The 24,757-nt window shown below is 70.6% G+C and carries 22 protein-coding genes; 17 read left to right on the top strand and 5 right to left on the bottom strand.

Going from position 1 to position 24,757, the window contains the following annotated elements; all coding sequences use genetic code 11:
* Positions 1-5 precede the first annotated feature (5 nt).
* Genes AA0Y20_RS01800 through AA0Y20_RS01780 form a run of 5 tightly spaced genes read left to right on the top strand, consistent with a single transcriptional unit; the run spans position 6 to position 4,552 of the window.
* Positions 6-422 carry a Fur family transcriptional regulator gene (locus AA0Y20_RS01800; protein ID WP_412936961.1) on the top strand — a complete coding sequence of 139 codons (417 nt, stop codon included), beginning with the start codon at positions 6-8 and terminating at the stop codon, positions 420-422.
* Positions 400-1,419: a permease gene (locus AA0Y20_RS01795; protein WP_412936960.1), complete on the top strand. Its 1,020-nt coding sequence runs from the start codon at positions 400-402 to the stop codon at positions 1,417-1,419. Before AA0Y20_RS01800 ends, AA0Y20_RS01795 begins: the two co-directional genes overlap by 23 nt.
* Positions 1,412-2,437: a DUF1980 domain-containing protein gene (locus tag AA0Y20_RS01790; protein ID WP_412936959.1), complete on the top strand. Its 1,026-nt coding sequence runs from the start codon at positions 1,412-1,414 to the stop codon at positions 2,435-2,437. The genes AA0Y20_RS01795 and AA0Y20_RS01790 overlap by 8 nt, the downstream gene beginning before the upstream one ends.
* Complete coding sequence (locus AA0Y20_RS01785) at positions 2,427-3,857, top strand: hypothetical protein (RefSeq protein ID WP_413331892.1); 1,431 nt, start codon at positions 2,427-2,429, stop codon at positions 3,855-3,857. The genes AA0Y20_RS01790 and AA0Y20_RS01785 overlap by 11 nt, the downstream gene beginning before the upstream one ends.
* Positions 3,854-4,552 (top strand): DNA-3-methyladenine glycosylase, encoded by a 699-nt coding sequence (locus AA0Y20_RS01780; protein WP_412936955.1) that lies wholly within the window; start codon positions 3,854-3,856, stop codon positions 4,550-4,552. Before AA0Y20_RS01785 ends, AA0Y20_RS01780 begins: the two co-directional genes overlap by 4 nt.
* A gap of 444 nt (positions 4,553-4,996) precedes the next feature.
* Here the strand turns inward: AA0Y20_RS01780 and AA0Y20_RS01775 are convergent, their stop codons facing one another.
* Positions 4,997-6,715: a DUF222 domain-containing protein gene (locus AA0Y20_RS01775; protein WP_412936954.1), complete on the bottom strand. Its 1,719-nt coding sequence runs from the start codon at positions 6,713-6,715 to the stop codon at positions 4,997-4,999.
* Between the two features lie 436 nt (positions 6,716-7,151).
* On the bottom strand, positions 7,152-10,202 hold the full coding sequence (locus AA0Y20_RS01770; protein ID WP_412936952.1) for a DEAD/DEAH box helicase family protein: 3,051 nt from the start codon (positions 10,200-10,202) through the stop codon (positions 7,152-7,154).
* A gap of 231 nt (positions 10,203-10,433) precedes the next feature.
* On the opposite strand from AA0Y20_RS01770, the gene rpmB reads away from it, so the two are divergent.
* The 7 genes from rpmB to AA0Y20_RS01735 all read left to right on the top strand — a co-directional run bounded on the left by rpmB (position 10,434) and on the right by AA0Y20_RS01735 (position 15,823).
* Positions 10,434-10,670, top strand: a complete 237-nt coding sequence (gene rpmB, locus AA0Y20_RS01765) for a 50S ribosomal protein L28 (RefSeq protein ID WP_005051771.1) — start codon at positions 10,434-10,436, stop codon at positions 10,668-10,670.
* A complete protein-coding gene (gene rpmG, locus AA0Y20_RS01760) occupies positions 10,670-10,840 on the top strand; it encodes a 50S ribosomal protein L33 (protein ID WP_005051772.1) in 171 nt (56 codons plus the stop codon). The genes rpmB and rpmG overlap by 1 nt, the downstream gene beginning before the upstream one ends.
* 4 nt (positions 10,841-10,844) lie before the next feature.
* Complete coding sequence (gene rpsN / locus AA0Y20_RS01755; protein WP_023953697.1) at positions 10,845-11,150, top strand: 30S ribosomal protein S14; 306 nt, start codon at positions 10,845-10,847, stop codon at positions 11,148-11,150.
* Positions 11,151-11,861: 711 nt separating this feature from the next.
* Complete coding sequence (locus AA0Y20_RS01750; protein WP_412936948.1) at positions 11,862-11,990, top strand: hypothetical protein; 129 nt, start codon at positions 11,862-11,864, stop codon at positions 11,988-11,990.
* Positions 11,991-11,992: 2 nt separating this feature from the next.
* On the top strand, positions 11,993-13,138 hold the full coding sequence (locus AA0Y20_RS01745) for an alpha/beta hydrolase (RefSeq protein ID WP_412936947.1): 1,146 nt from the start codon (positions 11,993-11,995) through the stop codon (positions 13,136-13,138).
* Positions 13,139-13,371: 233 nt separating this feature from the next.
* Positions 13,372-13,659 carry an HU family DNA-binding protein gene (locus tag AA0Y20_RS01740; protein WP_036304753.1) on the top strand — a complete coding sequence of 96 codons (288 nt, stop codon included), beginning with the start codon at positions 13,372-13,374 and terminating at the stop codon, positions 13,657-13,659.
* 187 nt (positions 13,660-13,846) lie between these two features.
* Positions 13,847-15,823: a cytochrome c oxidase assembly protein gene (locus AA0Y20_RS01735; RefSeq protein WP_412936944.1), complete on the top strand. Its 1,977-nt coding sequence runs from the start codon at positions 13,847-13,849 to the stop codon at positions 15,821-15,823.
* 6 nt (positions 15,824-15,829) lie between these two features.
* Here AA0Y20_RS01735 and AA0Y20_RS01730 read toward each other — a convergent pair whose 3' ends face one another.
* The gene (locus AA0Y20_RS01730) at positions 15,830-16,966 is read right to left on the bottom strand and encodes a hypothetical protein (protein WP_412936942.1); all 1,137 of its coding nucleotides are present in this window, start codon (positions 16,964-16,966) and stop codon (positions 15,830-15,832) included.
* A 42-nt stretch (positions 16,967-17,008) separates the two neighbouring features.
* Between AA0Y20_RS01730 and AA0Y20_RS01725 the strand changes: the two genes are divergently transcribed.
* Positions 17,009-18,388, top strand: coding sequence for an ATP-dependent DNA helicase (locus AA0Y20_RS01725; protein ID WP_412936940.1), 1,380 nt, complete (start codon positions 17,009-17,011; stop codon positions 18,386-18,388).
* A gap of 24 nt (positions 18,389-18,412) precedes the next feature.
* Here the strand turns inward: AA0Y20_RS01725 and AA0Y20_RS01720 are convergent, their stop codons facing one another.
* Both AA0Y20_RS01720 and AA0Y20_RS01715 read right to left on the bottom strand, forming a co-directional pair.
* Entirely contained in the window at positions 18,413-19,078 is a 666-nt protein-coding gene (locus AA0Y20_RS01720) for a heme oxygenase (biliverdin-producing) (protein ID WP_412936938.1), read from the bottom strand.
* A gap of 71 nt (positions 19,079-19,149) precedes the next feature.
* Positions 19,150-19,458, bottom strand: a complete 309-nt coding sequence (locus AA0Y20_RS01715) for a DUF2470 domain-containing protein (protein WP_412936936.1) — start codon at positions 19,456-19,458, stop codon at positions 19,150-19,152.
* A 78-nt stretch (positions 19,459-19,536) separates the two neighbouring features.
* Between AA0Y20_RS01715 and AA0Y20_RS01710 the strand changes: the two genes are divergently transcribed.
* The 4 genes from AA0Y20_RS01710 (at position 19,537) to AA0Y20_RS01695 (ending at position 24,745) form a co-directional block, all read left to right on the top strand.
* Positions 19,537-20,784: a serine hydrolase domain-containing protein gene (locus tag AA0Y20_RS01710; protein WP_412936934.1), complete on the top strand. Its 1,248-nt coding sequence runs from the start codon at positions 19,537-19,539 to the stop codon at positions 20,782-20,784.
* A gap of 295 nt (positions 20,785-21,079) precedes the next feature.
* Complete coding sequence (locus tag AA0Y20_RS01705; protein WP_412936933.1) at positions 21,080-22,774, top strand: ABC transporter substrate-binding protein; 1,695 nt, start codon at positions 21,080-21,082, stop codon at positions 22,772-22,774.
* Between the two features lies 1 nt (position 22,775).
* Entirely contained in the window at positions 22,776-23,750 is a 975-nt protein-coding gene (locus AA0Y20_RS01700; RefSeq protein ID WP_412936931.1) for an ABC transporter permease, read from the top strand.
* On the top strand, positions 23,747-24,745 hold the full coding sequence (locus tag AA0Y20_RS01695) for an ABC transporter permease (protein ID WP_412936929.1): 999 nt from the start codon (positions 23,747-23,749) through the stop codon (positions 24,743-24,745). The genes AA0Y20_RS01700 and AA0Y20_RS01695 overlap by 4 nt, the downstream gene beginning before the upstream one ends.
* Positions 24,746-24,757: the final 12 nt, after the last annotated feature.

Below are 24,757 nucleotides of genomic sequence, written 5' to 3'. Positions count from 1 at the left end.
CCGCCATGGCTCAGCGGAACACCTGGCAGCGCGAGCGCGTGCGCACGGCGCTGTCCGATGCCCGCGGGTTCGTCTCCGCGCAGGATCTCCACGCGTCGCTGCGCGACGACAACACCGGCATCGGATTGGCGACGGTCTACCGCGCCCTCGCCACCCTGGCCGCGTCGGGTGAGGCCGATCAGCTGCAGAGCCCCGACGGCGAGGCCATCTACCGGGCCTGCTCGAGCGAGGGCCACCACCACCATCTGATCTGCCGCTCGTGCGGACTCACGGTCGAGATCCAGGCCTCCGATGTCGAGGAGTGGGCGCACCGGACCGCCGCCGCCAACGGTTTCACGCAGGCCGAGCACATCGTCGACATCTTCGGCGTCTGCGCCGCGTGCACCGCGGCCCGAGCCGATGAGAAGCGTGGCGGCGCCTAAGACCGCACGGCTCGCGCCATCTCCCGCGACGCGTTCGGCCGTCGCGCTCGGGATCGGTGCGGCCGTCGTCGCCGTGCTCGTCGCCGTCGCGGCCCTCACCCCGGGGCCGGCGCTCCCGACCCGCGCTCAGGACGGCGTGACGCTCGGGCTCAGCGTGCTCATCGAGTCGTTGCCGTTCGTCCTGCTCGGCGTCGCACTGTCGATCATCGTGCAGGTGTGGGTGCCGCCGGGAGTCATCGAGCGCTGGATGCCGCGGCGCGCGTGGGCCCGTCGCGCGGTGCTGTCGCTGCTCGGGATGCTCATCCCCGTCTGCGAGTGCGGCAATCTGCCGTTCGCGCGGGGTCTCATGATCCGCGGGTTCTCGGTTCCCGAGACGATGACCTTCCTCATCGCGGCGCCGATCGTGAACCCCATCGTCATCATCACGACCCACCAGGCGTTCGGGTTCGACGACGGCATCCTCATCGCTCGTCTGCTGGGCGGATACGCCGTCGCGAACATCATCGGGTGGCTGTACTCCCGGCATCCCGATCCCGACGGACTGCTGACCGACCGGTTTCTCGCCGCGTGCGAGCTCGCCGCCGAGGACCCGGGCGGCAAGGGACGTCGCAGCCTCGCGCAGTTCGTCGTGGAGCTGCGGGCGGTCATGCCCGCCCTGATCCTGGGCTCGGCGATCGCCGGTGCCGTGCAGGTGCTGGTGCCGCGCGACACGCTGCTCGCGATCGGGTCGAACCCGGCGCTGTCGATCCTGGCGATGATCCTGCTCGCGATGATCGTCTCGATCTGCTCGAACGTCGACTCGTTCTTCGCCCTGTCGTTCGCGTCGACGTTCACGCCGGGCTCGATCGTCGCGTTCCTGCTCGTCGGCCCGCTCGTCGACGTGAAGATGCTCGCGCTCATGCGCACGACGTTCCGCTCGCGCGTGCTCATCGGGCTCGTCGTGATCGTCGTGCTCTTCGCGATCGCGGTCGGAGGGATGGTGAATCTCCTTGCCTAAGTCGTCGGCCCTGTTGACCCGCCTGTTCGGCGTCGGGCTCGCCGCCGCGCTCGCGGCCATCACCGTCACGCTCGCCCTCACGGGCCGGATCGGGCTGTACATCAATCCCGAGTCGGCCTGGTTCGCCGTCGGGATGTCGGTGCTCGGCCTCATCGGAACCGTCGTGAGCTTCGCGCTGCCGCTCGGCGCCGAAGCCGATCACGGTCACGACCACGGCGAGCTGCACGGGCGCGAGCCCGGGCACGCGGACGGACGCGAGCACGCGCACGCGCACGCTCACGGAGAAGCGCACGCGCACTCTCACGTGTCCGCGGGGCACGAAGGTCGGGATGCCGCTGCCGGGTCCGAGAACGCGCCGCCCGACGCGGTGCCGAGCTCCCGTCGTGCCGCCCGCGCCGCCGCCCTCGGCGGGGACAGCGGCGGCCGTGCACCGCTCGCCGACACGTCCGTCCTCGCCGGCGACACCGCCGCGCCCGGCGCCGCGGTGGCGCCCGTGCGCTCCCGCCCCGACTGGCGTCTCGTGTGGGGATCCGTCGCCGCGGGAACGGGAGGCGTGCTCGCGACGGGCATCGTCGCCGTGGTCCTCGTGACGCCACCGGCCACGCTGTCGGCGGAGCTCGCCATGTCGCGTGACACCGGAACGCCGCCGCTCTTCCAGGGTGCCGACACGGTCGCGCTCGCGACGACCGGCGACACGTCGTCGTTCGGGGTCGGCGAGTGGGCGAGCGTCTTCGCGACGGCCACGAACCCGGAGGCGTTCGAGGGGGACGAGATCAGCCTGACGGGCTTCGTGACGCCGTCGAGTGCGGGAGGCTTCGGGCTGACGCGTCTCGTGATCACGCACTGTGTCATCGATGCACAGCCCGCGAGCATCCCCGTCGGTGAGACGAGCGACATCCCCGCGACGGGCGAGTGGGTGACCGTCACCGGCGTCATCCGCGACCGCGACGGCGCTCTCGTCATCGAGGCGACCGGAGTGCAGACCGTCGACGAGCCCGAGGACCCCTATGAGTACTGACGGGGCGGGCGGGACCTCGCGGCGAGGTCGGATGCGGGAGCGTCGATCGCGTCGATTCGTCGTCGCGATGGTGGCGGTCGTCGGGGCGCTCGCCCTCGTCGGAGGCTCGAGCGCCGTGTTGACGACCGTGCAGGGGCCGCGTGCGACCTCGACGAGCGTCGACCCCCGGGCCGGCATCGAATCCGCGGGGTCGCGGCTGATCGTCACGACGACGCAGTCGCTCGAGGAGATCGATCCCGCTCAGGTGCACATCGAGCCGGCGGCGGACTTCACCGTCGACACGTCGGGCCGCCAGATCGGCATCCGCTTCACCCTGCCGCTGCGCGATGCGACCGACTACACCGTGCGGATCGACGGGGTCGAGGGGCTGGGCGGAGGGCCCGCGGCGACCATCGAGGAGTCGTTCTCGACGCCCGCGCTGGAGACCTACATCCTGCAGCGCGGCGGTGACAAGGACACCATCTTCCGCACCGGTCTCGACGGTGAGAACGCGGTCCCCGTCTTCACCGACCCGCACATCGAGGACTTCCGGGCGACCTCGACGCATCTCGCGGTCGTCACGGCCGACGACGAGGGCGTCTCGACCCTCGTCGTCACCGACCGAGACGGGGCGGGCGCTCGCGAGCTCGCCCTGCCCGGCCGCGGCTTCGTCACCAACCTGCAGACCGCTGATCGCGGCGATCTCATCGGCTACACGTACACCGACGCGGGGATCGGCTCGGCGGGTGGGCTCGAGAGCGCGTTGTTCACGGCTTCGCTCACGCAGGCCAGCACCGACGACGAGCCCGCGCAGCTGCAGTTCGCGGGCGGCGACGCGCGCATCGACGACTGGCGGTTCGTGCCGGGGACGGATGCCGTGCTGCTGCTCGGCTTCGACGGAGCGCTGACTCTCGTCTCGGCGGCTGGCGGTGAGCCGGTGTCGCTCGGCAACGCGATCACGATCGACGGGATCGCTCGAGGGTCAACGGAGGCGATCGTGCAGCGCGCGACCGGGCTCGTCGCGATCGACCTCGCGACGGCGGAGGAGCGACCCCTGAGCGCTGCGGATGCCGCGGCGGGCGAGACCCAGTCGGTGACGGCGCTGCCCGGCAATGCCGACGAGACGCTGCGCGTGCTCTCGCGTCTCGACGGGTTCACGGTGCTGTCGACGTCGGCGGCCGTGGTGGGGGCGGACGGCGCGGCCCGTGACGTGTTCACGGTCGCGCCGGACGATCTGCTGCTGCACACGTGCGTGTCGCCGAGCAGCCGGTACGCCGCGTTCCTCATCGCGCCCGATGCGGTGTCGAATCCGTACGACGCGTACGCGCTTCCGCTGCCCGAGCGCGTGCAGACGCACATCGTCGACCTCGGCACGGGCGAGGAGATGCCGGCGCTCAGCGGGTTCGACATCTCGTGGTGCCAGAACGCGCCGCGACCATGAGCGCCGACCGGGATGCGGTGCCCGCCGGGTTCCACCCGGCGACGCGAGGGGAGCTCGCGGACCTTCCGGTGCACGTGGCGCCGCGGCTTCTCGGCGGTCTGCTGGAGGTGGCCGTCGACGGGGCGCAGGTCGTCGCTCGGCTGACCGAGGTCGAGGCGTATCACGGTCGCGACACGGGTGACCTGCCTGATCCCGGCTCGCACGCACGCATGGGGAGGACCGCGCGCAACGCGACGATGTGGGGCGAACCGGGGCATTTGTACGTCTACCTCAGTCACGGCATCCATTCGTGCGTCAACGTCGTCTGCGGCCCGGCGGGTGTCGCGGGAGGTGTGCTGCTGCGCGCTGCTGAGATCGTCGAGGGAGCGGACGTCGCGCAGGTCCGGCGCGCCGCGGCCCGGTCCCACCGCGATCTGGCTCGTGGCCCCGGCCGGCTCGGCGAGGCCGTCGGGTTGCGTCATCCCGCGCACGACGGCATCGATGTCGTCGGGGGAGCCGAGCGTGCCGGCGCCGTAGCTCGTCTGCTGCTCCGGGACGAACCGGAGCAGCAGGTCGTGGCCGGACCGCGCGTCGGCGTCGCCGGTGTCGCCGGAACGGACGCGTTTCCCTGGAGGTTCTGGATCGCCGGTGACCCGACGGTCTCGCCGTTCCGGTGGGGCCGCGGCGCGGCGGAAGCCGCCTCGGGCGCCCGCTGACCGCGTCCCGTGTCTGGGTTTCTGCGTGTCTGCGTTTCTCGGGTGGCGGCGCACTGACTCTCCGATCGCCTCGCGCGTCAATTGGCCGGTGATCGGTGATCGGTGGTCGCTGGTTGCTGGTTGCTGGTTGCTGGTTGCTGGTTGCTGGTTGCTGGTTGCTGGTTGCTGGTTGGTGGTTGGTGGTTGGTGGCCGGTGGCCGGTGGCCGGTGGTCGGAAGTCGGTCAACACGCGACGGTGACATCTGGCGTCCGGTCTCACGGGCCTGCCCATCCTGCGCGCATATGTGTCCGGAGCACGCGGACGGGTCGAGCCGCGCGTCGGGCGGTGCGCCTGTTCTGTGCGCTTCAGCACCGTTACGCGCGCATGGGGCACGCGCGCCTCGCCGTCGAATCATCGCGCCACCGGGAGGACACAGGAGCAGAGCTGCGATCTGAGCGAGCCGGTCAGAACGGTGCATCGGTTGCGGGGCGTGGGCCGGAACGGCCCGGCGACCAGGGCGGAGGCGGACCAGTCCGAGCGGGCCATCCCCCGGCCCCGGGCACGCCGGGCGCGTCGAACTGATCGGGCGCGAACTGACCGGGCGCGTCGGACGGACCGGGTGCGTCGGACGGACCGGGCGCGTCGGACGGACCGGGTGCGTCGAACTGATCGGGCGCGAACTGACCGTGCGCGTCGAACTGATCGGGTGCGTCGGACGGACCGGGCGGTTCGAGCGCGTCGGTGATTGTGAACGCGACGAGGGGTGGTGGTGCGTTTTCGCGGTAGATCCGTCCGGTCGGTGATGTCCAGAGCAGGCGCCCGCCGGGGAGTTGTCTGACTCGCCATCTCGTGTGGTGTTTGACGTCGTGGTGTCGTTTGCAGAGGTGGGCGAGGTTGCATACGTGCGTTGGTCCGCCGTGGGATGCGGCGATGGTGTGGTCGAGTTCGCAGCGGATGGCGGGTTGTCGGCATCCGGGGAAGCGGCAGTGCCGGTCCCTCGCCCGCAACAGTCGGACCATGGCGGCGGTGGGCCGGTACGTGTCGCACTCCAGGACCGTGCCGGTGACGGGGTGGGTGAGCAGTCGGTCCCATGAGGTCGCGTCACCGGCGAGTTCGCGTGCGGTGGCGGCGTCGATGGGGGAGCGGCCCGCGAGATCGGCTGGCCCCTCGTCCTCGCCCATCAGTGTCAACGCCGACACCGCGACCTGCACGTGCGCGCGGATCGCCCCGAGGACCCCGTCCCCGTCACCGCTTGCGGTGGGGTCGAGGGCAGGGGTGCCCGCGAGGAGGAGGTCGGAGAACACGTCGGCGCGGACCTGATCGATCGTGCGCGCATCACCGACGAAAGAGGATCCTTCACCGCCGGTGGCGTCGGCCGGCCCGTCGGCGCCGGTCGCGTCCGGGGCGAACGAGGCGTCAGCTCGCCCGGCGTCTGCACTGGCGCCGGCATCACCCTCGCCACCTGCGCCCACGCCCCGGCCAGCAGCATCCGAGGCGTCGGCTTTCGCCCGTGCGTTGATGATCTCCCGCGCTTGCCGCGTCAGTCGGTCCACGATTCCGTCGGCGATCACGGTCGGTAGCGTTGCGATGAGATCGGACATGCCGTCGGCCCCGGTCCGCACCTGCACGCACCGCCTCGCCGCGGCCTCCTGGTGTCGTTCGGTGAAGGTCCGCGGGTGCATCCGTTCCGCGAGCATACGCAACGCCGCCCGCACCCGGTTCGGGGTCTCGCCCTCGCACCGCTCGATCGCTACCCGCTCGAACTCAGACCGTTCGTCGGCGGGCACGATGCATCCGATCTCTTGGATCACCCGGACGTGTCCTCGGACGATGCGCCCGGCCTCCCACGCCGCCATCGTCAACGGATAGTTCTCGACCAGATCCCTCGCCTCATCGATCCGCCGCTGCAACGTGCGGTCGGTCGCCACGAACACCCCGGCCAGCTCCGCGGCGATCCCACGCAACGCCATCTCCCGCGCCTTCACCCGCTCTGACGCCCCAGCAGCCTGCTTCTCCGCGAGCACCCCGGCTGCCGCGAGCACCCGCACTTCACGCACTTGGCCCGCCCGAATGACATCCGCCGCCGCCTCGGCATCCGCGACGAGCGCCGCGAGGGCGTCGACGTCACCGTCGCTGCCCATCCCGGCATCCATCGCGCCGCGGAACCCGTCATTCGAATACATGTTCGAATCATGTCACGGACCTCCGACATCGCCCCGCGACCATCCACAGCTCCGGTGATCGCCTCGGCTGCCGCGCCTCTTCGTCTTCTGAGCGTGTCCCGTTGCGGCTCCGTCATCCGTGTTGGGCGCCGACCGTTGGCCGCTGGCCGCCGGCCGCTGGCCGCGGGCCGCGGACTGCTGGCCGCCCGCCCGTCACCGCTCGATCGCTCGCCCGACACCGCCCGGCGGTCGCCGCACCTCCGCCGCCCAAACGCGTCCCGTCGCGAGACCGTCATCCGCGCTGGGCACCGACCACCTCCGCCAACCGCCCACTCGCCGCCCGTCACCATCTACCGCCCACCGGCCCGCCAACCGCCCACCCGGGCACCGCCCCGTCGCCAACAACCCCAGCCCCGCCCGACCCCTTCACGCCCACGCCCCACGAGCGCCTCGCTGGTCAGTCCCAGCGCTCGATGACGGCGATCTCTGCGGCGACGGCGCCTCCCCGGCGTGCCTCGGCGAGGACGGCGAGCGACTCCGGCCGGTCGACGAAGTGGAGCGCGCACGGGCCGACCTCCCGCTGCCAGTCATCGGCGAAGGCTCGGATGCGGGCGCCCGCCAGGCCGAACGCGGCAGGCACCGACAGGAACTGCGCATGCCCGCGCCCCCTCGCGCCCCGCGACCGCGGCAGTCCGCCCGCGCCGCCCGCGCGCTTCAGCAGCCACCGCACGACCGCCGTCTGCCCGCCGGCATCCACTTGCAGGAGGAAGCGCGGCGTCGTCACGGGGCCCAGCAGTTCTGCCATCGCCGCCGTGAAGACGCGCTGCTCGTCGGCGGAAGCGCCCGTCAGGCGCACCTCCAGGTACTGGATGCCGCGGGCATCGTCCCGTCGTTCGACGATGACCTCAGGCATCGCGGCGTCGCCCAAGCGTCCCGAGCGTCGCAGAGCCGCCACGACCGTGCCCGCGACGCGTCCGTACAGCTCCGGTGCGTCAGCATGCGCCCGCCGGGCGCGCCACCAGGCTCGTGCGACGGGCACGCCCATGGTCAGGGCCCCGATCAGTGCCGCCACCCCGGCGACGAGCCCCGCGGGCCCCGCCGCGCCGACGGCACCCGCGACGACGAGGGCGAGGGCGGCGGTGGCGATGATGCCTGCCGCGGCCGTGCCGGCTCCGAGTGCGGCATCCGCTCGGCCGCGTGTCCGGAAGGTCGGCTCGTCGACGCGCCGCACGACGGTCGCATCGGTGGACTCCCGGTCGAGGTAGTCCTCGCCGATGCGCCAGAGCGCGCGCGTATGCTCCCGCGGCTCGACGACCGTCAACGCGTCGAGGTCCTCGGCCGACGGGCGCGCGTCCGACACGAGCAACCGGCGCTGCTCGGTCGTCAGCAAACCGGAGAGGCCCCGGACGATCCGCTCGGGATCGTCGCGATGCACACCCCACAGGCGCTCGTGCTTGCGCCGCAGCCGCGACAGGTCGGGGGCGGCGTCGATCGGCGACTCCGGCGGAAGCAGTGCGGTGACCGTCCAGATGTGCGCGACCTTCTCGGGCCAGGCCGGATCGAGCCGCAGCGCGCGCCCCCGCAGCTGCTGCGTCGCGGGCGCAGTGGCCACGGACGACAGATCGACGAGCGTGTTCACGGCGGGACAGTCCCAGCCTTCGCCGAACAGTCCGCGCGTGCCGACGATGACCTCGATGTCGCCGCGCTCCAACAGAAGCGAGGCCGCCCGCACGAACCCCGCGGCGCCGACACCGGGCGCGGAGATCTCGGACACCGCCGGATTCTCGGCGCTTGCGACGGCAGTGACCTCGATGCCGAGCGCAGCCGACCATGCAGCGGTCAGCGGTTCGACGCGGCGCGTCGCGATGCGCGTCGTCGACCCGGTCACCAGGATGCAGCGCAGATCGGCGGTCGCGGCATCCGTCGCCAGGACGTCGAAGGTCCGCAGCGCGCCCGCCCGTCCGATCAGCCCGCCGTGCCGGTTGCCGTGTTCGCTGAAGTCCGACACGACGAGAGCGCGCAGGCGAGGCCCGACGCGGTCGCGTTCGAGCCGCAGGATGTCGCAGACCGCACGGTCCTTCGACAGCGAGGAGGCCAGCATCGTGTCGATCGGGTCGCGCGTCCGGCGCAGGCCCCGATCGGTCAGCGAGAAGCCGAAGTCGGCCAGGGTCGCCCGCATCCGCGCCCACCGCTCGCGAGCCGACGGGTCGGGCAGGATGCGGTCGAGCGCGAAGCGCCCGAGCAGGCGCAGCGACTCCTCCGTCGTGGGGGTGCGCTGCGCCGCGATCGGGAGGAGATCGACGAGCGGATGATCGGGGTGGACGGTTGCGAGCATCGCGGCTGCCGACTCGGCGCCCGCGAAGTCGTCGGCGAAGGCGCGCGACAGTCTGATGTCGATGTCCGTGTTCGCGGCGGGCGCCGTGCCGCTCGCGGGCGGGGCGGCCGGGGGTGCGAGGGCCACGTCCCCCGACCGGTCCTCCCCGTCGGGGGCCGTGTCGCCCGCGACATCCGTCGGAGGCTGGAGCATCCGCACCAGGTGCTCGGCCCCGTCGCCGTGCGCGAAGGTCGAACGGATGAGCACCCCGAGGCCGGTCGCGGCGCCCGAGAGGAAAGCGAGCTCGTCCGCCGTCGGCTCGACGAACCGTACGAGCTCGCGATACGGCGCGAGGTTGCCCTCCCGCACGACCGCGGGGATCGGCACCTCGTAGTCCACATCACCCAGAAGGGACGTGTAGTTGTCGTACGCGTTCCCGTCGTCCGGCGAAGGGAGCGTGGCGGTCAGGCCGATGACGAGAGGCGAACGTCCGGCGGCGCGCAGCCGCGACACGAGCGCCGAGACCACGAGCGCCCAGTGGTCGAGCAGATGATGGCACTCGTCGAGCACCACCGTGTCGACGCCGTGATCGACGAGGCGCTCGATCAGCGCGCGGGCGTTCGGATGAAGCGCGCGCGAGAGGGCATCCGGATCCTCCTGCGCGATGCGGCGCCGCATCGTGCGCGATCGGCGCGCGATCCCGGCGGCGTACGCGCGGCGGTTGTCCGAGCGGAGGGCGTCGAGCCAAGCGGATGCCGCATCCGTCGACCGTCCATCCGTCTCGAGCTCTCGCAGCCAGCGGTCGTGGGCCAGGGCTGCGAGCGGGTTCTCGCCGTCGAGCACGCTCAGCGACTGATAGGTCAGCGCGGTCAGCTCGCCCGGGGCGTCGCTCGTGGTCGACACCTCGTCGCCGGTCGAGGCATCGCTGGTCGAGGCATCGTCGGGGGCGAGGCGTCGCGCCTCGGTCGCCCACTGGTCGCGGATGGTGATGGTCGGGGCGAGGACGAGCGTGCGTGAGCCACGCCGCATCGCGAGCAGGAGCCCGAGCAAGGTCTTACCGGAACCCGGCGGAGCGACGATGTGAAGCGGACCCGGCGCATCCACGTCGACGCGGTCGAGCGCGTCTGCCTGGTAGTGCCGCAGTCGCCCGCCGAACCGCCATCGCCGCAGGGGAGCCTCGACCTCCGGCGACATAGCGGAAGTATGTCAGACCGGCGGGAGGCGGCATCCCGGACGCCAACGGCGCTGCGCCCGGTCAAGGCGACACGCCGTCGCGTGCTAGACTGACTGTTTGTCTGCGCGCACTCCAGCACGCAGTACGTACCCACTCCCCATCACAGGCCCGAAACGGCCGGATGAGGCGCGGGTGCAGACAAGGGATCTTGGGTGGCACCGTCCGGTGTCACGGTACTAAGGAGAATCACTATGGCAGCAGTGTGCCAGGTGACCGGAGCAGTTCCCGGCTTCGGTCACAACATCTCGCACTCGCACCGCCGGACGAAGCGCCGCTTCGACCCGAACGTGCAGAAGAAGACCTACTACGTTCCTTCGCTCGGTCGCAAGATCACGCTGAACGTGTCGGCTAAGGGCATCAAGGTCATCGACGCCCGCGGCATCGAGTCGGTCGTCAAGGACCTCATCGCGAAGGGTGTGAAGCTCTAATGGCGAAGAAGGCTCAGGACGTACGTCCGATCATCAAGCTCCGTTCGACCGCTGGTACGGGGTACACCTACGTGACGCGTAAGAACCGTCGCAACAACCCCGACCGCATCGTGCTGAAGAAGTACGACCCGGTGATCCGCAAGCACGTCGAATTCCGAGAGGAGCGCTGATCACATGGCTAAGAAGAGCAAGATCGCGCGCAACAACCAGCGTGAAGAGGTCGTCGCCCGCTACGCCGAGAAGCGTGCCGAGCTGAAGAAGACCCTCGTCGACCCGAACGCGACCGACGAGGCCCGCGAGGCCGCCCGCGTCGGCCTGCAGAAGCTCCCGCGCAACGCGTCGCCCGTTCGCGTTCGCAAGCGCGACGCCATCGACGGTCGCCCCCGTGGCCACCTCTCGAAGTTCGGCATCTCGCGCGTTCGCTTCCGCGACATGGCACACAAGGGTGAGCTGCCCGGTGTGACCAAGTCGAGCTGGTAAGCCGCCTGCAACACAGCGCCGAAGCCCCCGCCCCGATTCGTCGGGACGGGGGCTTCGTCGTTCCCGCGCGGCGCCTCGTGCGGTGAGGACCGCGCCGTCAACAGGCTGAGCGGGGCGTGGGTGGCGGCGCGGGGCGGTCGAGCGGCGCTGAGCATGTGTTCGGCGCGACGCGCGTGGTGGCGGCGGCGCGGCGCGAAGTTCTGGGTCCCTCCTCGGGGCGGGGGTGTGCCGTCAACAGGCTGAGCGGGGCGTGGGTGGCGGCGCGGGGCGGTCGAGCGGCGCTGAGCATGTCGTCGGCGCAGCGTCGCGCGAACGGCGCGGCGCGGTGCGAAGTTCTGGGTCCCTCCTCGGGGCGGGGGTGTGCCGTCGACAGGCTGAGTGGGGTGTGGGTGGCGGCGCGGCGCGGTCGAGCGGCGTTGAGCATGTGTTCGGCGCGGCGCGCGTGGTGGCGGCGGCGCGGCTCGGCTCTGGCGGCGGGGCTCGCGAACCGGACGATCCGGGTGCCGGGGGCGAGGTTGGGAGTTGGGTCCAGACGAGGTCGAGGCTGTGCCGTCAACAGGCTGAGCGGGGTCTGGGTGGCGGCGCGGGGCGGTCAGGCGCGGCTGAGCCTGTGTTCGGGACGGCGATCGCGGCGGCGGCTGCGGCTGTGGGTGCGGCTGCGGCTGCGACTGCGGCTGCGACTGCGGCTGCGACTGGGACTACGGTCGGAGGATGGACATCAGCTCGATGATCATGGGCGGCGCGATCGCGTCCGTGATGTGGATCGTCTTCGTGCCGTGGTCGAAGCTCAGACGGCTGCGTGAGCTCGACGAGCGCACCGAGCGGACGGACGAGGGCTGACCATGCCGTTGGATCCCTTCTTCGCCGAGCGGCTCCGCACGCACCGCCGATACCTCCTTCGTCAGGCCTGGCGATCTGTCACGTCTGCGGTCGCCGAGCGGATGCCGCGACTCCCGCGAACCCCGGCAGCAGACGGCGTCGCGGGCGCCGCCCCGACCCCCGCCCCCGCGGCTGCGACTCGTGCGGCGGACTCGGCTCCCGCCGTGGACGCGACCCCGGCCCCCGCCCCGGCGAAGCGCGGGGGCAAGCGTCCGCTGACCCCGCGCGAGCGTCACCGCAAGGCAGCGCTCGCCTGGGACCGCCAGGAGCTCCGCACGGTCGGCGCACCCGGCCCCGCGATCGAGACGTCCGATCATGTCGTCCCCGTGGCCGGGTACCCCGACGTGCGTGTCCGCCTCTACCGCCCGAGCACGCTCGCCGAGGGTGAGCCCGCGCCTGCCTGCGTCGTGTTCGGTGGCGGGGCGTTCCGCATCGGCGGCATCGACTACCCGACGGCGGATGCCGCATGTCGGCGTCGTGCCGAGGCATCCGGTGTCGTGCTGATCGCCGTCGACTACTCGCTGGCGCCCGAGCACCGGTATCCGACTCAGATCGAGCAGGCGTATGCCGCGTGGGAGTGGGTGCACGACGAGGCGGCGGCGCTCGGCATCGATCCTGCCCGGGTGGGCATCTCGGGGTCGTCGGCGGGCGGCAACATCGCCGCCGTCCTGACGCTCATGAATCGCGATCGCGCGCGGCTGCCCGTCGCCGTGCAGATCCTCGAGGTTCCCGTGACCGACCTCACGGGGCGCTTCATCGATCTCCGCGCGACGTATGCGCTCGGCATCCCGGCCTTCATCGCCGTGCGCGAGCTCGTCTCGGTCGCGCGCACCTATCTCGGCGACCGGGCACGGGCGCACGAGTCGTATGCGTCGCCGATGCGTGCCGACTCGCTCGCCGATCTGCCGCCGGCGGTCATCCTGACGGCCGAGTACGACCCGTTGCGCGGCGACGGCGCCGCCTACGCGGCGAGGCTGCGACGTGCGGGAGTGGAGGCCAGCGCGACCCGGTATCTCGGCGTCACGCACGACACCCCGATCTTCGTCGGGGCCCTTCCTGCGGCACGACGCTGGGAGGCCGAGGTCGTCGCGGCGCTGCGCCGGATCTGACCCGCGAGTCGACCGCGCACTCCCCGCACAGACGTCACATCCGTCCCACACGCCCCGAAAACGGGCGACACGCCGGGTGAAAGCGGGCGGAGAAGCCGGTAAATCCGCGAAATTCCGCGGAATCCGCGTATATTCGGGACCGGTCGAACGACCAACCGTGGGACGCGAGTCCCCCGGGAACCACCCACGCTGTCGGCGGCGCGTCCGTCGTCCGCCGTCTGGAGGACAACCCTATGGCTGACAAGTCCATCACCAAGACCGAGCTCGTCGCGAGCATCGCCAGCGCCACCGGTCAGAGCCAGGCCGCCGTCTCGGGCGTGCTCGACTCGCTCTTCACGACCGTCTCCGAGGCCGTCGCCAAGGGCAGCAAGGTCTCGATCCCGGGCTGGATCGCCTTCGAGCAGGTCGACACCGCCGCTCGCACCGGCCGCAACCCGCAGACCGGCGAAGAGATCAAGATCGCCGCGGGCAAGCGCGTCAAGGTGACCGCCGGCTCGAAGCTGAAGGCCGCCGTCAAGTAATCGACGACGATTCACCGGAGGGGGATGCCGTACGGCATCCCCCTCCGTCGTCCCCCCCCGTCCCCCCGCCCCGAGATCCCAGCCCCCGAGGTCCCCGTCGGGCCGGGAATCCGGCCCTGATACCCGGCCGAAGTGGGACCTCGCGGCTCAGACCTCCTGGGGTGTCCGACCGCCGTAGGCTGGTGGGGTGGAATCCCGAGCGCAGCGTCTCGCCGGACCGGCGATCCTCGCTGTGTCGGCTCTCATCGTCGTCCTCATCGGCCTCGCGGCCGGTGGTGGTGCGGCTCCGCTGCAGCTGCTCGATCCCGGACCGGTCGTGCGCTGGGGCCTGCCGATCATCAAGCTGCTCGTCAATCTCGCGGCGGCCGGCATGGTCGGCTCGCTCGTCGTGGCGCTGTTCGCCCTGCGTGCGGGAGACCGCCCGTTCGACACGGCCCTCGACACCGCCTCGATCTCGGCGGCGATCTTCACCGTCGCGAGCGCGGGCACGGCATTCTTCACCTTCCTCAACCTCCTGGGTGCGGCCCCCAGCGCGAGCGCGGAGTTCGGCCAGCAGCTCGGACGGTTCCTCGTCGACACCGAGGCCGGGCGAGCCTGGCTGCTGACGACGATCGCCGGTGCGGTCCTGACGGTGCTCACGTTCGCGGTGCGCGGCTGGACCTCGACCCTGATCGTCGGCATCCTGGCCGCGGCATCCCTCATCCCGATGGCGACGCAGGGACACTCGGGCGAGGAGGCGAACCACAACATCGCGGTCACCGCCCTCGCCCTGCACATCGTCGCCGCGGCGGTGTGGCTCGGTGGGCTGCTGCTGCTCGTGATCATCCGGCCCGTCGTCGACCGAGCCGACATGGTCGCCATCGTGTCGCGGTACTCGAGCATCGCCCTCGTCGCGTTCGTCGTCGTCGCGGTTTCGGGAACGGTCCGAGCCGCCGTCGCGATCCTCTCGCCCGCGAATCTCTTCTCGCCCTACGGTGCCCTCCTGCTCGTCAAGGTCGTCGCCCTCATCGCGATGGGTGTCCTCGGTGCGTCGTACCGGGGCCGGCTCATCGCCAAGCTCGCGTCGTCGGGTGCCGCACGCGTGTTCTGGCTCCTCGTGACCGTCGAGATCGTCTTCATGGGCATCGCGAGCGGCGCGGCCGCGGCTCTCGCGCGGACGCCTCCGCCCGTCGACACGACTCTTCCCGAGCAGCAGACCCCGGCCCAGATCCTGACCGGCACCGTGCTGCCGCCCGAGCTGACGATCGAGCGCTGGTTCACGATGTGGGATGTCGATCTGCTCTGGGTCTTCGCCGTCGCGTTCGGTCTGTTCTTCTACCTCGCCGGGGTGCGGCGGCTGCGCAAGCGCGGCGACCGGTGGCCGATCTACCGGACGGCCCTGTGGGTCTTCGGCCTGGGCCTGCTGCTCTGGGTGACCAGCGGGCCCATCAACGCCTACCAGGACTACCTCTTCAGCCTGCACATGGTGGGGCACATGCTGCTCTCGATGGCGATCCCCCTGTGCCTCGTCGCGGGGGCGCCGGTGACGCTGGCGGCCCGCGCGATCCGCAAGCGCGACGACGGGACGCGCGGCGGCCGAGAGTGGATCCTCTGGGCCGTCCACACGCCCTTCTCGAAAGTCGTCACGCACCCGGCGTTCGCGTCGATCATGTTCATCGGGTCGCTGTGGGTCTTCTACTACACCGATCTGTTCCGCTGGTCGCTGTACGACCACATCGGACACGAGTGGATGGTCGTCCACTTCCTCATCTCGGGCTACCTGTTCGTGCTGTCTCTGATCGGCATCGATCCGGTCCCGTACCGGCTGCCCTACCCGTTCCGCCTGCTCACGCTCATCGCGGTCATGGCGATGCACGCCTTCTTCGGCATCGCGATCATGATGTCGTCGGGGATGTTCGCCGCCGAATGGTTCGGCTCGATGGGACGCACGTGGGGCCCGACGCCCCTCGAGGATCAGTACATCGGCGGCGGTGTGGCCTGGTCGGTGGGGGAGATCCCCACCCTGATCCTCGCGATCACCGTGGCGATCCAGTGGAGCCGCTCGGACGACCGGATGCAGCGTCGCCGCGACCGTCAGGTCGATCGAGCGGGCGACGCCGAGCTCGACGAGTACAACGAGCGCCTCGCCGACCTCGCTCGCCGCGACGCGGCCCGCAGCAGCTGACGCCGCTCAGCCCTGGTCGGCGGAGACCTGAATGGATGCCGTGCCGTCGGGCAGGATCGTGATGTTGCCGGTCAGGAAGAACTCGACGTTCTCCGACACCTCGTTGAGCCGCCCGTCGTAGATCGAGCGGATGTCGACGTCGATGTGCGCGACGGCACGCGTGCTCGGGATGGCCCACTGGGCACCGTCGGGCACGACCTCGATCTCGGGGTTCTGCGCGATCGACCACTCCGGGACACCCTCGACGCGGTTGCGCACGAAGTAGCCGAACGGGCATCCCGTCGGCTGGAGCACCTGCTGCGTCGCGCAGGAGGCGAGGAACTCGTCGACGCGGTCCTGGACGACGTCCACGAATTCGGGCGTCGGCTCGGTCTGGAGGTCGACGGGGACAGCCTTGCGCGGCGCGTCGGAGAGCACCGCCACTCCCGGTGTCTGCGCCGTCGGAGTGTCGACCGAGATCGAGTAGGCGCCGGGGGAGAAGACGAGCATCGAGACGGGCGTCAGCGGATCGGCGTTCACTCCTTCGGGAGCGACCTGCCGGGTGTCGAGCTCGAAGCCGTTGACCGAGAACCGGGTGGCGCCCCGGACGGTCAGGTCGATCGCCGAGAGCGGGCTGCGGGCGAAACGCCACGCGGGGGCGACGCCGATCCAGCCGTCCTGCTCCACGTCGAACTGCGTGCGGCCGCGGTGGCCGTTGGCCAGGTAGGTGACCGTGATCTCGGTGACATCGCCGCGGACGCGCTCGCCGATGACCGAGACGTCCGACAGCGGTGCGAGCGCCGCGCGGCGCAGCAGCACCTCGGACGTCGTCGAGGGCAGCTCGGCGGCGGCGAGCTCGGCCGAGTCCATCGCGACGCCGGGCAGGCGCAGCGCGTCCGCAGCGCTGCCCGAGCTCAGCAGTGACAGGTAGCGCTCGACGAATGCGGCGGGGCTGTAGAGGGCGCGGTACACCGTGACGCCGCCGACGCCGAGAGCGCCCAGGGCGAGCACGGACAGCAGCCCGATCGCCGTGAGGTCGATGACGAGCCTGCGACGGCCGCGAGCGCCCTGCCGGCGGCCCCGTCCCGGGCGCCGGGCGTTCTCGGGCGCGCTCGACGAATCGTCGCCGATCGCGGCGTCCGGAGTCGTCTGCGCCTCGTGCACAGCACAAGTCTAGGAAGGCTCGCCTGTGGCTACCATGAATCGGTGACCTTGCCGCCTCTCTCCGCTGAGCAGGAGGCGCTGTTCCGCCGGATCGAGACGACCCGCGACCACGTCTTCGTCACCGGTCGAGCCGGTACCGGCAAGTCGACCCTCCTGCAGCACCTGGCGTGGAACACCGACAAGCAGATCGCCATCTGCGCGCCGACCGGCGTGGCCGCCCTCAATGTCGAGGGGCAGACGATCCACTCGTTGTTCCGGCTGCCGATCGGCCTCGTCGCCGACAGCGAGCTCGAGCAGTCCGAGCCCACGCGCCGCATCCTGAACGCGATCGACACGCTCGTCATCGACGAGATCTCCATGGTCAACGCCGACGTGATGGACGCGATCGACCGGTCGCTGCGGCAAGCGCGACGTCGCCGGTCGGAGGCGTTCGGCGGCGTGCAGATCGTCATGTTCGGCGACCCGTACCAGCTCTCGCCGGTGCCGCCGCGGGGAGACGAGCTCAAGTACATCCGCGATCACTACCGCTCGTTCTGGTTCTTCGACGCGCAGGTGTGGGCGGGGCCGAAGGCGGATGCCGGCGCGATCCGCTCCGACGGGCTGCTCGACCTCGGACGCGTGGGCGCTCCGCTGCACATCGCCGAGCTGGGCGAGATCCATCGTCAGGCCGACCCGGGGTTCAAGGAGATGCTCAACGCCGTCCGCTACGGCGTCGTGACGGCCGACATCGCCGCCGCGCTCAACGCTGCGGGCGCACGGACGCCGCCGCCGCCGACCGGCGACGAGCCGCCCGTGATCACCCTCGCGACCCGCAACGACGCCGTCAATCGCATCAACCAGCGTCACCTCGACGCGCTCACGGGCCCCGTGCAGACCGCGAAGGCGGACGTGAGCGGCGACTTCGGTCGGGGTGAGACCTCGTATCCGGCCGATCCCGAGCTGCAGCTGAAGGTCGGTGCGCAGGTGATGTTCCTCCGCAACGATGTCGCCGGGTACGCGGGTGACGGCCCGCGCTGGGTCAACGGCTCGATCGGAACCGTGACCCGGATCGCGGGATCGTCGGTGCGGGTGGAGCTCGACGGTGAGGAGCACGACGTCGAGCCCGCCGTCTGGGAGCGGTTCCGCTACGCCTACGATCCCGGCTCGCGCAAGCTGACCCGCGAGATCGTCGCGGAGTTCACGCAGTTCCCGCTGCGGCTCGCGTGGGCCGTGACGATCCACAAGTCGCAGGGCAAGACCTACGACCGCGCGATCGTCGACCTCGGATCGGGCGCCTTCGCCCCGGGACAGACCTACGTGGCGCTCTCGCGCCTGACTTCACTCGACGGGCTCTACCTGTCGCGGCCGCTGCGACCCAGCGACATCCTGGTCGACCACGACGTACGGCGCTTCATGGCCGCCGTCCGCGCCGCCGGCATGTGACCGGCTGCGCGGACGCGCACGGGATCAGGCGACGACGGACGCCGCCCGCCCGGCCTTCGCCGCGGCGAGATCGGTGAACAGGTCGGTGTTGAACTGGTAGGCGACGAGCACCTCGTCGATGACGCGCTGCTGCTCGGCCTCGTCCCAGGGTGCTGCGTCGAGCTGCTCCCGGTAGCGCTCCTTGAACGCGGCGGGGTCGGCGATGTCGCCGAAGATGTAGAACCCGATGCCGTTCGTCTCGAACCCGAACTGACGTGCCATCAGCTTGCCGATGAACAGTCCGCCCGACAGATCGCCGAGGTAGCGGGTGTAGTGGTGCGCGACGAATCCGCCGGCCCAGGTCGCCCCGACCTCGTTGATGCGGGCGACGTAGCGCTCGGTCGTCGGCAACGGGGTGATCCGCTCGCGCCAGTCCGAGCCGATCAGGAACTCGAGGTCGGCCTCGAGCGCCGGCAGCCGAGTGAGCTTGTCGCTGATGAAGGTCGCGGCGACGGGGTCGGCCGCCATGCGGGATGCCGCGGCCTCGAGCGCCTCGTAGATGAACCAGTGCTGCGCGACGAGCGCGACGTAGTCATCGCGAGTGCCCTTGCCCCGCATGAGGTCGGACATGAAGCCGGCGCCTTCGCTGCCGGAGTGCGCGGAGCTGGACCGCTCGCGGAGGGCGGTCGAGAACGGGATCGGTTCGAGCATGGCCCGACGATAGCACTTAGGTACAGCTAACCTGAAGGTTTTCCACCGAGCTCTTAACGAATCCGTAACGCTCAGTCGTGCGGACGGGGCTCCACGCCGAGTCGTTCGCACGCGGCGTCGTAGAGCGCGACGATCTCGCGGCGCACCTCGCGTCGCTCGCTGATGGGGCCGCCGGGCCAGGTCACGCGGAGCTCGCGAACCCCGCCGTCGGCCCGCGTCGCCTGCCAATCCCCGCCGTCGCCGTCGAAGTGGGTCATCGTCGCCGACACGGCATCCGCCTCCCCGAACGCGCGCGCGATGAGCAGGTTGTCGTCGCGGTGGTCGTCGTTCATGTGACCGAGCACGCCGGAGATGGCGTCGGCGTCGAAAGCGTGTGTCATGCGTCCACCCTAGGTTCGCCGGATCCTCAGGAGCGGTGTGATTCACTGGAGGCATACATCTCGGGGGGTGGCTCAGGAATGCGTGCGACTCGACGCCGTCGAAGCGCGGGGATCGCCGTTGCGGTCGCTCTCGCGCTCGGTCTTTCGGCGTGCGCGCCCGCGAGTGTCGCCACCGTCGCGGCGCCTCCGCAGGTCGACGGCGAGATCGGCGGCGACACGCAGGCGCAGCTCGTCGCCGCGGTCGAGCGCGCGATGGCGCTGACCGGCTCGGCCGGTGCGATCGCCGGTGTCTGGGTGCCCTGGGCGGGCGAATGGGTGGAGGGCTTCGGCACCAACCCCGACGGAGCCGAGGTCACCGCAGCCGACTCGTTCAAGGCCGGGCACGTCACCCGCGCGATGACGTGCGACGTGCTCTACGGCATGGTCGCCGACGGCAAGGTCGAGCTCGACGACCCCGTGACGGAATGGGTCGTCGGATTCCCGGCGACGCCCGTCGTCACGCTCGAGCAGCTCTGCGACAGCACCTCCGGGCTCGGTTCGTACCAGCCGCGCCTGCAGGGCCGGTGGGAGGCGAATCCCGCGCGCCCGTGGGCGCCGCACGAGCTGCTCGCCTATGGTCTGGCGGCCTCCGGGCCGACGGGCGGCACGTCTTTCGCCGATTCCGACGCCGGGTACGTCCTTCTCGGCCTCGCACTCGAGCGGGCCTCGGGCAGCACCGCGGCGGAGCTCTTCCAGCGCTACGTCTTCGAGCCGCTCGAGATGCAGGACTCGTCGCTTCCGTCCCGCACCGCCGACCTCGGACTTCACGGCACCCAGTCCGTGCTGACGCCGGAGGGTGCACCCGACTGCGCGACGGCGACCGACCTCACCGCCCTGTCGCCGTCGGCCGGGTTCACGGCGTCCGGCGTCGTGACGACGGTCGACGACCTCGGCCGCTACGCCCGCGCGCTCGCGACGGGGCTGCGTCCGTTCGATGACGACCAGCGATTCGGAGCCCCCATCCCGACGGGTGAGGGCGTGCCGACCTGGTACACCGTCGACGGCGGCACGTACCAGGCGGGGACCCTGATCGGTCAGTACGGGTCGATCCCGGGCTACCAGACCGTGGCCTTCGCCGACCGCGAGACCGGCCTCACCGTCGTCGCGGTGCTGAACAACTCGCGCGCCTCGGCGGAGGCGATCCGCGTTCTCGGGTGGCAGCTCGCCGCGATAGCGTCGAAGGCGCCCGCCGCCTCGGGTGAGACCGCTCCGCCGGCCGGCCTGCCCTGGACGCCCGAGCAGATGGACGGCGACCTCGCGTCGGTCGCGATCTGCCCGCTTCCCTGACGGGGCCGCGCCTCCGCGAGCCTCGGAGAATGTCACCGGCCTCGGAGCGATGACGCGGCGGCATCCGATATCGCCGTGATTCTCCGAGCCTGGCGCGCGCCCGGGTAGACCCCGCTGTGTTTCGGGCGTGTGAAAAGACGGCCGGATCTCGTGACGATCGTGTCACGGGGCACGTTCCGGCCCGTCGGACTCGGTAGAACGGATGCAGCGTGATCGTGCAATTGCACATTGCACCGTGATGTTGTTTTATGGACAGCACTCGACGCAATGGAGCAGAGAAAGGGAAGGTCCACCGATGACCACCACCAGGAGATTCGCCGGCATCCTCGCCGCGGGAACGGCCATGGCGCTCGCCCTCACGGCGTGCGCGGGCGGCGGCGGTTCGCCGCAGCAGACCGGCAGCGACGGCACGCCGCAGGCCGGCGGGACCGTCCACATGCTCCAGAACGCGGACTTCTCGTACCTCGATCCCGCCCGCGGCTGGGACGGCGGCGTCAACGCGTTCTACCGCCTGCTGTACCGGGGCCTCACGATGCAGGCCGCCGGCGACTCCGCGGACCCGAACGCGATCGTTCCCGACCTCGCGACGGGTCTCGGCGAGGTGTCGGACGACGGTCTCACCTGGACCTACACGCTCAAGGACGATCTCTTCTTCGACAACGGCGACCCGATCACCTCGGCCGAGATGGAGTTCGGCATCTCGCGCGCGTGGGATCCGCAGATCGGCATCGGCTCGCCGTACCTCAAGTCGGTGATCGATGCGCCGGACGACTACCAGGGCCCCTACGTCTCGGGCGACCTCCCGACGATCGAGACCCCCGACGAGAAGACGATCGTCTTCCACCTCAAGGCTCCCTTCCCCGAGTTCGACAACGTCCTCGCCCAGCCCAACGCGGTGCCGTTCCCGATCGGTTCCGGCGGCGGCGACGAGTTCATCAACGACGTCGTCGCGTCGGGGCCGTACACGCTCGACTCCTACACCCCCGGCAGCACCATCAAGCTCGTGCGCAACGAGCACTGGGAGCCCGAGACCGACGACGTCCGCAAGGCGTACCCCGATCAGTGGCAGTTCGACATCGGCATCGACGGCGCGACGATCGACGAGCGCATGATCGCCGGTCAGGGCGCCGACCAGAACGCGATCGCCGGCAAGATCGCGGGCGCCACGCTGCCCCGCATCCAGACGCCGCAGCTGCAGGAACGCGCGATCACGGCGCCCGCCTACTGCACGACCTACATGTCGCTCAACACCTCGAAGCCGCCCTTCGACGACGTGCGGGTGCGTCAGGCCGTCAACTGGGCGCTCGACCGCGCCAGCATCCAGAACGCCTCGGGCGGAAACCAGCTGGCGGATGTCGCGACGACGATCATCCCGCCGGCGGTCAGCGGGCACCTCGACTACGACCTCTACCCCTCCGACGACAACACCGGCGACGTCGACGAGGCTCAGGCCCTGCTCGCGGAGGCCGGGCTCGGCGACGGGTTCGAGTTCACCCTCGACATCCGTTCGAACCCCGTCGCGCAGGCGCAGGCGGAAGCGGTGCAGCAGGGACTCGAGCGCATCGGTGCCGACGTGAAGCTCAACGTCATCGACACCTCGATCTACTACGAGACCATCGCCACGCCGTCGCAGCAGAACAACGCGGCGATCACCGGGTGGTGCCCGGACTGGGCATCGAGCGCCAGCACCTTCATCCCGCCGCTGTTCGACGGCGCGGCCATCACGGAGAAGGGCAACCAGAACCTCGCGCAGCTGAACGATCCGGCCGTCAACGAGCGGATCGCCGAGATCCGAGCGATGACCGACGTGGACGCCGCCAACGAGGCGTGGGGCGAACTGGACGAGCAGATCATGGAGCTCGCTCCGATCGCGCCCATGGTCTTCGAGAACGGCATCTTCCTGCCGGGGTCGAACATCGCCGGCTACATCCCCAACACCAACATGACCGACCTCACGATCGTGGGTCTCAAGGACCCGTCGAAGGGCTGACATGACCTTCAGCTCGGCCCCCCTCGAGGTCGAGGCCACGCCGGGCGGTGATTCCACTCTCGACGAGTCGGTGGAATCCCGTCCGGCGTCCGGCCGGAAACTCCTCCGAGGCTTCCTCACCGATGTGCCCGCGATGCTGTCGCTGGCCTACATCGTGATCGTCCTGCTCATGGCTGTGTTCGCGCCGCTCATCGTGCAGATCAGCGGCTGGTCTCCGTACCAGTTCGACCAGAGCGCGATCGACCCCAACATGGGCGCGATCCCGATCGGACCGCTCGGCGGCATCAGCGCCGAGCACTGGTTCGGGGTCGAGCCCGGCAACGGTCGCGACATCTTCGCCCGCATCGTCTACGGGGCGCAGGTCTCGATGACGGTCGCCCTCTCGGCGACGCTGCTGACCACGGTGCTCGGTGTCGTGCTCGGCATGCTGGCCGGTTACCTCGGCGGCTGGGTCGACACGGTCATCTCGCGGGTCATGGAGTTCCTCATGGCCTTCCCCGCCCTCATCTTCATGATCGCGATCCTGTCGGCCCTGCCGGCGGACAACCGCGTGCTGCTGCTCGTCGTCGTGATCTCGCTGTTCGGCTGGCCCTACCTCGCGCGGATCGTCCGGTCGCAGACGCTCTCGCTGAAGGAGCGCGAGTTCGTCGAGTCCGCCCGTGCGTCTGGCGCCTCGAGCGTGCAGATCATCTTCCGCGAGATCCTGCCGAACCTCTCGTCGACGATCATCGTGATGGCGACCCTGGCGGTGCCCGGGTATGTCGGCACCGAGGCGGGGCTGTCGTTCCTGGGCGTCGGAGTCGTGCCGCCCACGCCCAGCTGGGGTCAGATGATCGCCTCGGCGGCACCCTGGTACGCGGTCGACCCGATGTACTTCCTCATCCCGGGCGCGTTCCTGTTCCTGCTCGTGCTCTCGTTCACGACCCTCGGCGACCGCATCCGCGCTCTCGTCGGCAGCGCGGAGGTGCGCGCGTGACCCGCTTCGTCCTCGCGCGCGCGACCGGCATGGTCGTCGTGCTGTTCCTCGTCACGCTCTTCACGTTCGTGATCTTCTTCGTGCTCTCGCCCGACCCGGCCGTGCAGATCTGCGGCAAGAACTGCACCCCCGAGCGCATCGACCAGATCCGCGCGAACCTCGGGCTCGACCAGCCCTTCCTCACCCAGTTCTTCACGTACGTCTCCGGGCTGTTCGTCGGCCGCGAGTACGAGATCGCCGGCGCCACCGTCGCGTGCGGCGCCCCGTGCCTCGGCTACTCGTTCCAGACCGGGCAGCTCGTCGGCGACATGATCGTGCAGCGCCTGCCGATCTCGGCGACGATCGCGATCGGCGCGGCGGTGCTCTGGCTCGTGGGCGGCGTCGTCGGCGGCGTCCTCAGCGCGGTGCGCGAGGGGAGGTTCACCGATCGGTTCATCGCCGGGCTGACGCTCGGGTCGATGTCGATCCCGAACTACGTGCTCGCTCTCGCGCTGCAGTTCGTCCTCGTCGTATCGCTCGCCTGGCTGCCGTTTCCGCAGGCTGTTCCCTTCGCCGACGATCCGGTGCAGTGGTTCCTGAACTTCCTCATGCCGTGGATCGTTCTCGCGGTCGGGTACGCCGCCGTCTACACGCGTCTGACGCGGGCGAACGTGATCGACACCCTGCAGGAGAACTTCGTGCGCACCGCGCACGCGAAGGGGCTGCGGCCGAGTCTGGTGTGGCGTCGCCATGCGCTCCGCCCGGCGCTGACCCCGATCGTGACGATCTTCGGGATGGACGTCGCGGGTCTCCTCGGCGGTGCCGTGATCACCGAGACCGTGTTCGGCATCAACGGGGTGGGCAAGCTCACGGCCGACTCGATCTCGTCGAACGACCAGCCGGTCATCATGGCGGTGACGCTGCTCTCGGCGTTCTTCGTCATCGTCGGGAACCTCGTCGTCGACCTGCTCTACGCGGCGATCGATCCGCGCGTGCGGACGGCGGCCCGAGCATGACCGGCGAAAGGA

The sequence above is a fragment of the Microbacterium pratiae genome, from assembly GCF_047302165.1.
Lineage (GTDB): Bacteria > Actinomycetota > Actinomycetes > Actinomycetales > Microbacteriaceae > Microbacterium.
This window is presented reverse-complemented; position numbering and strand designations above follow the sequence as displayed.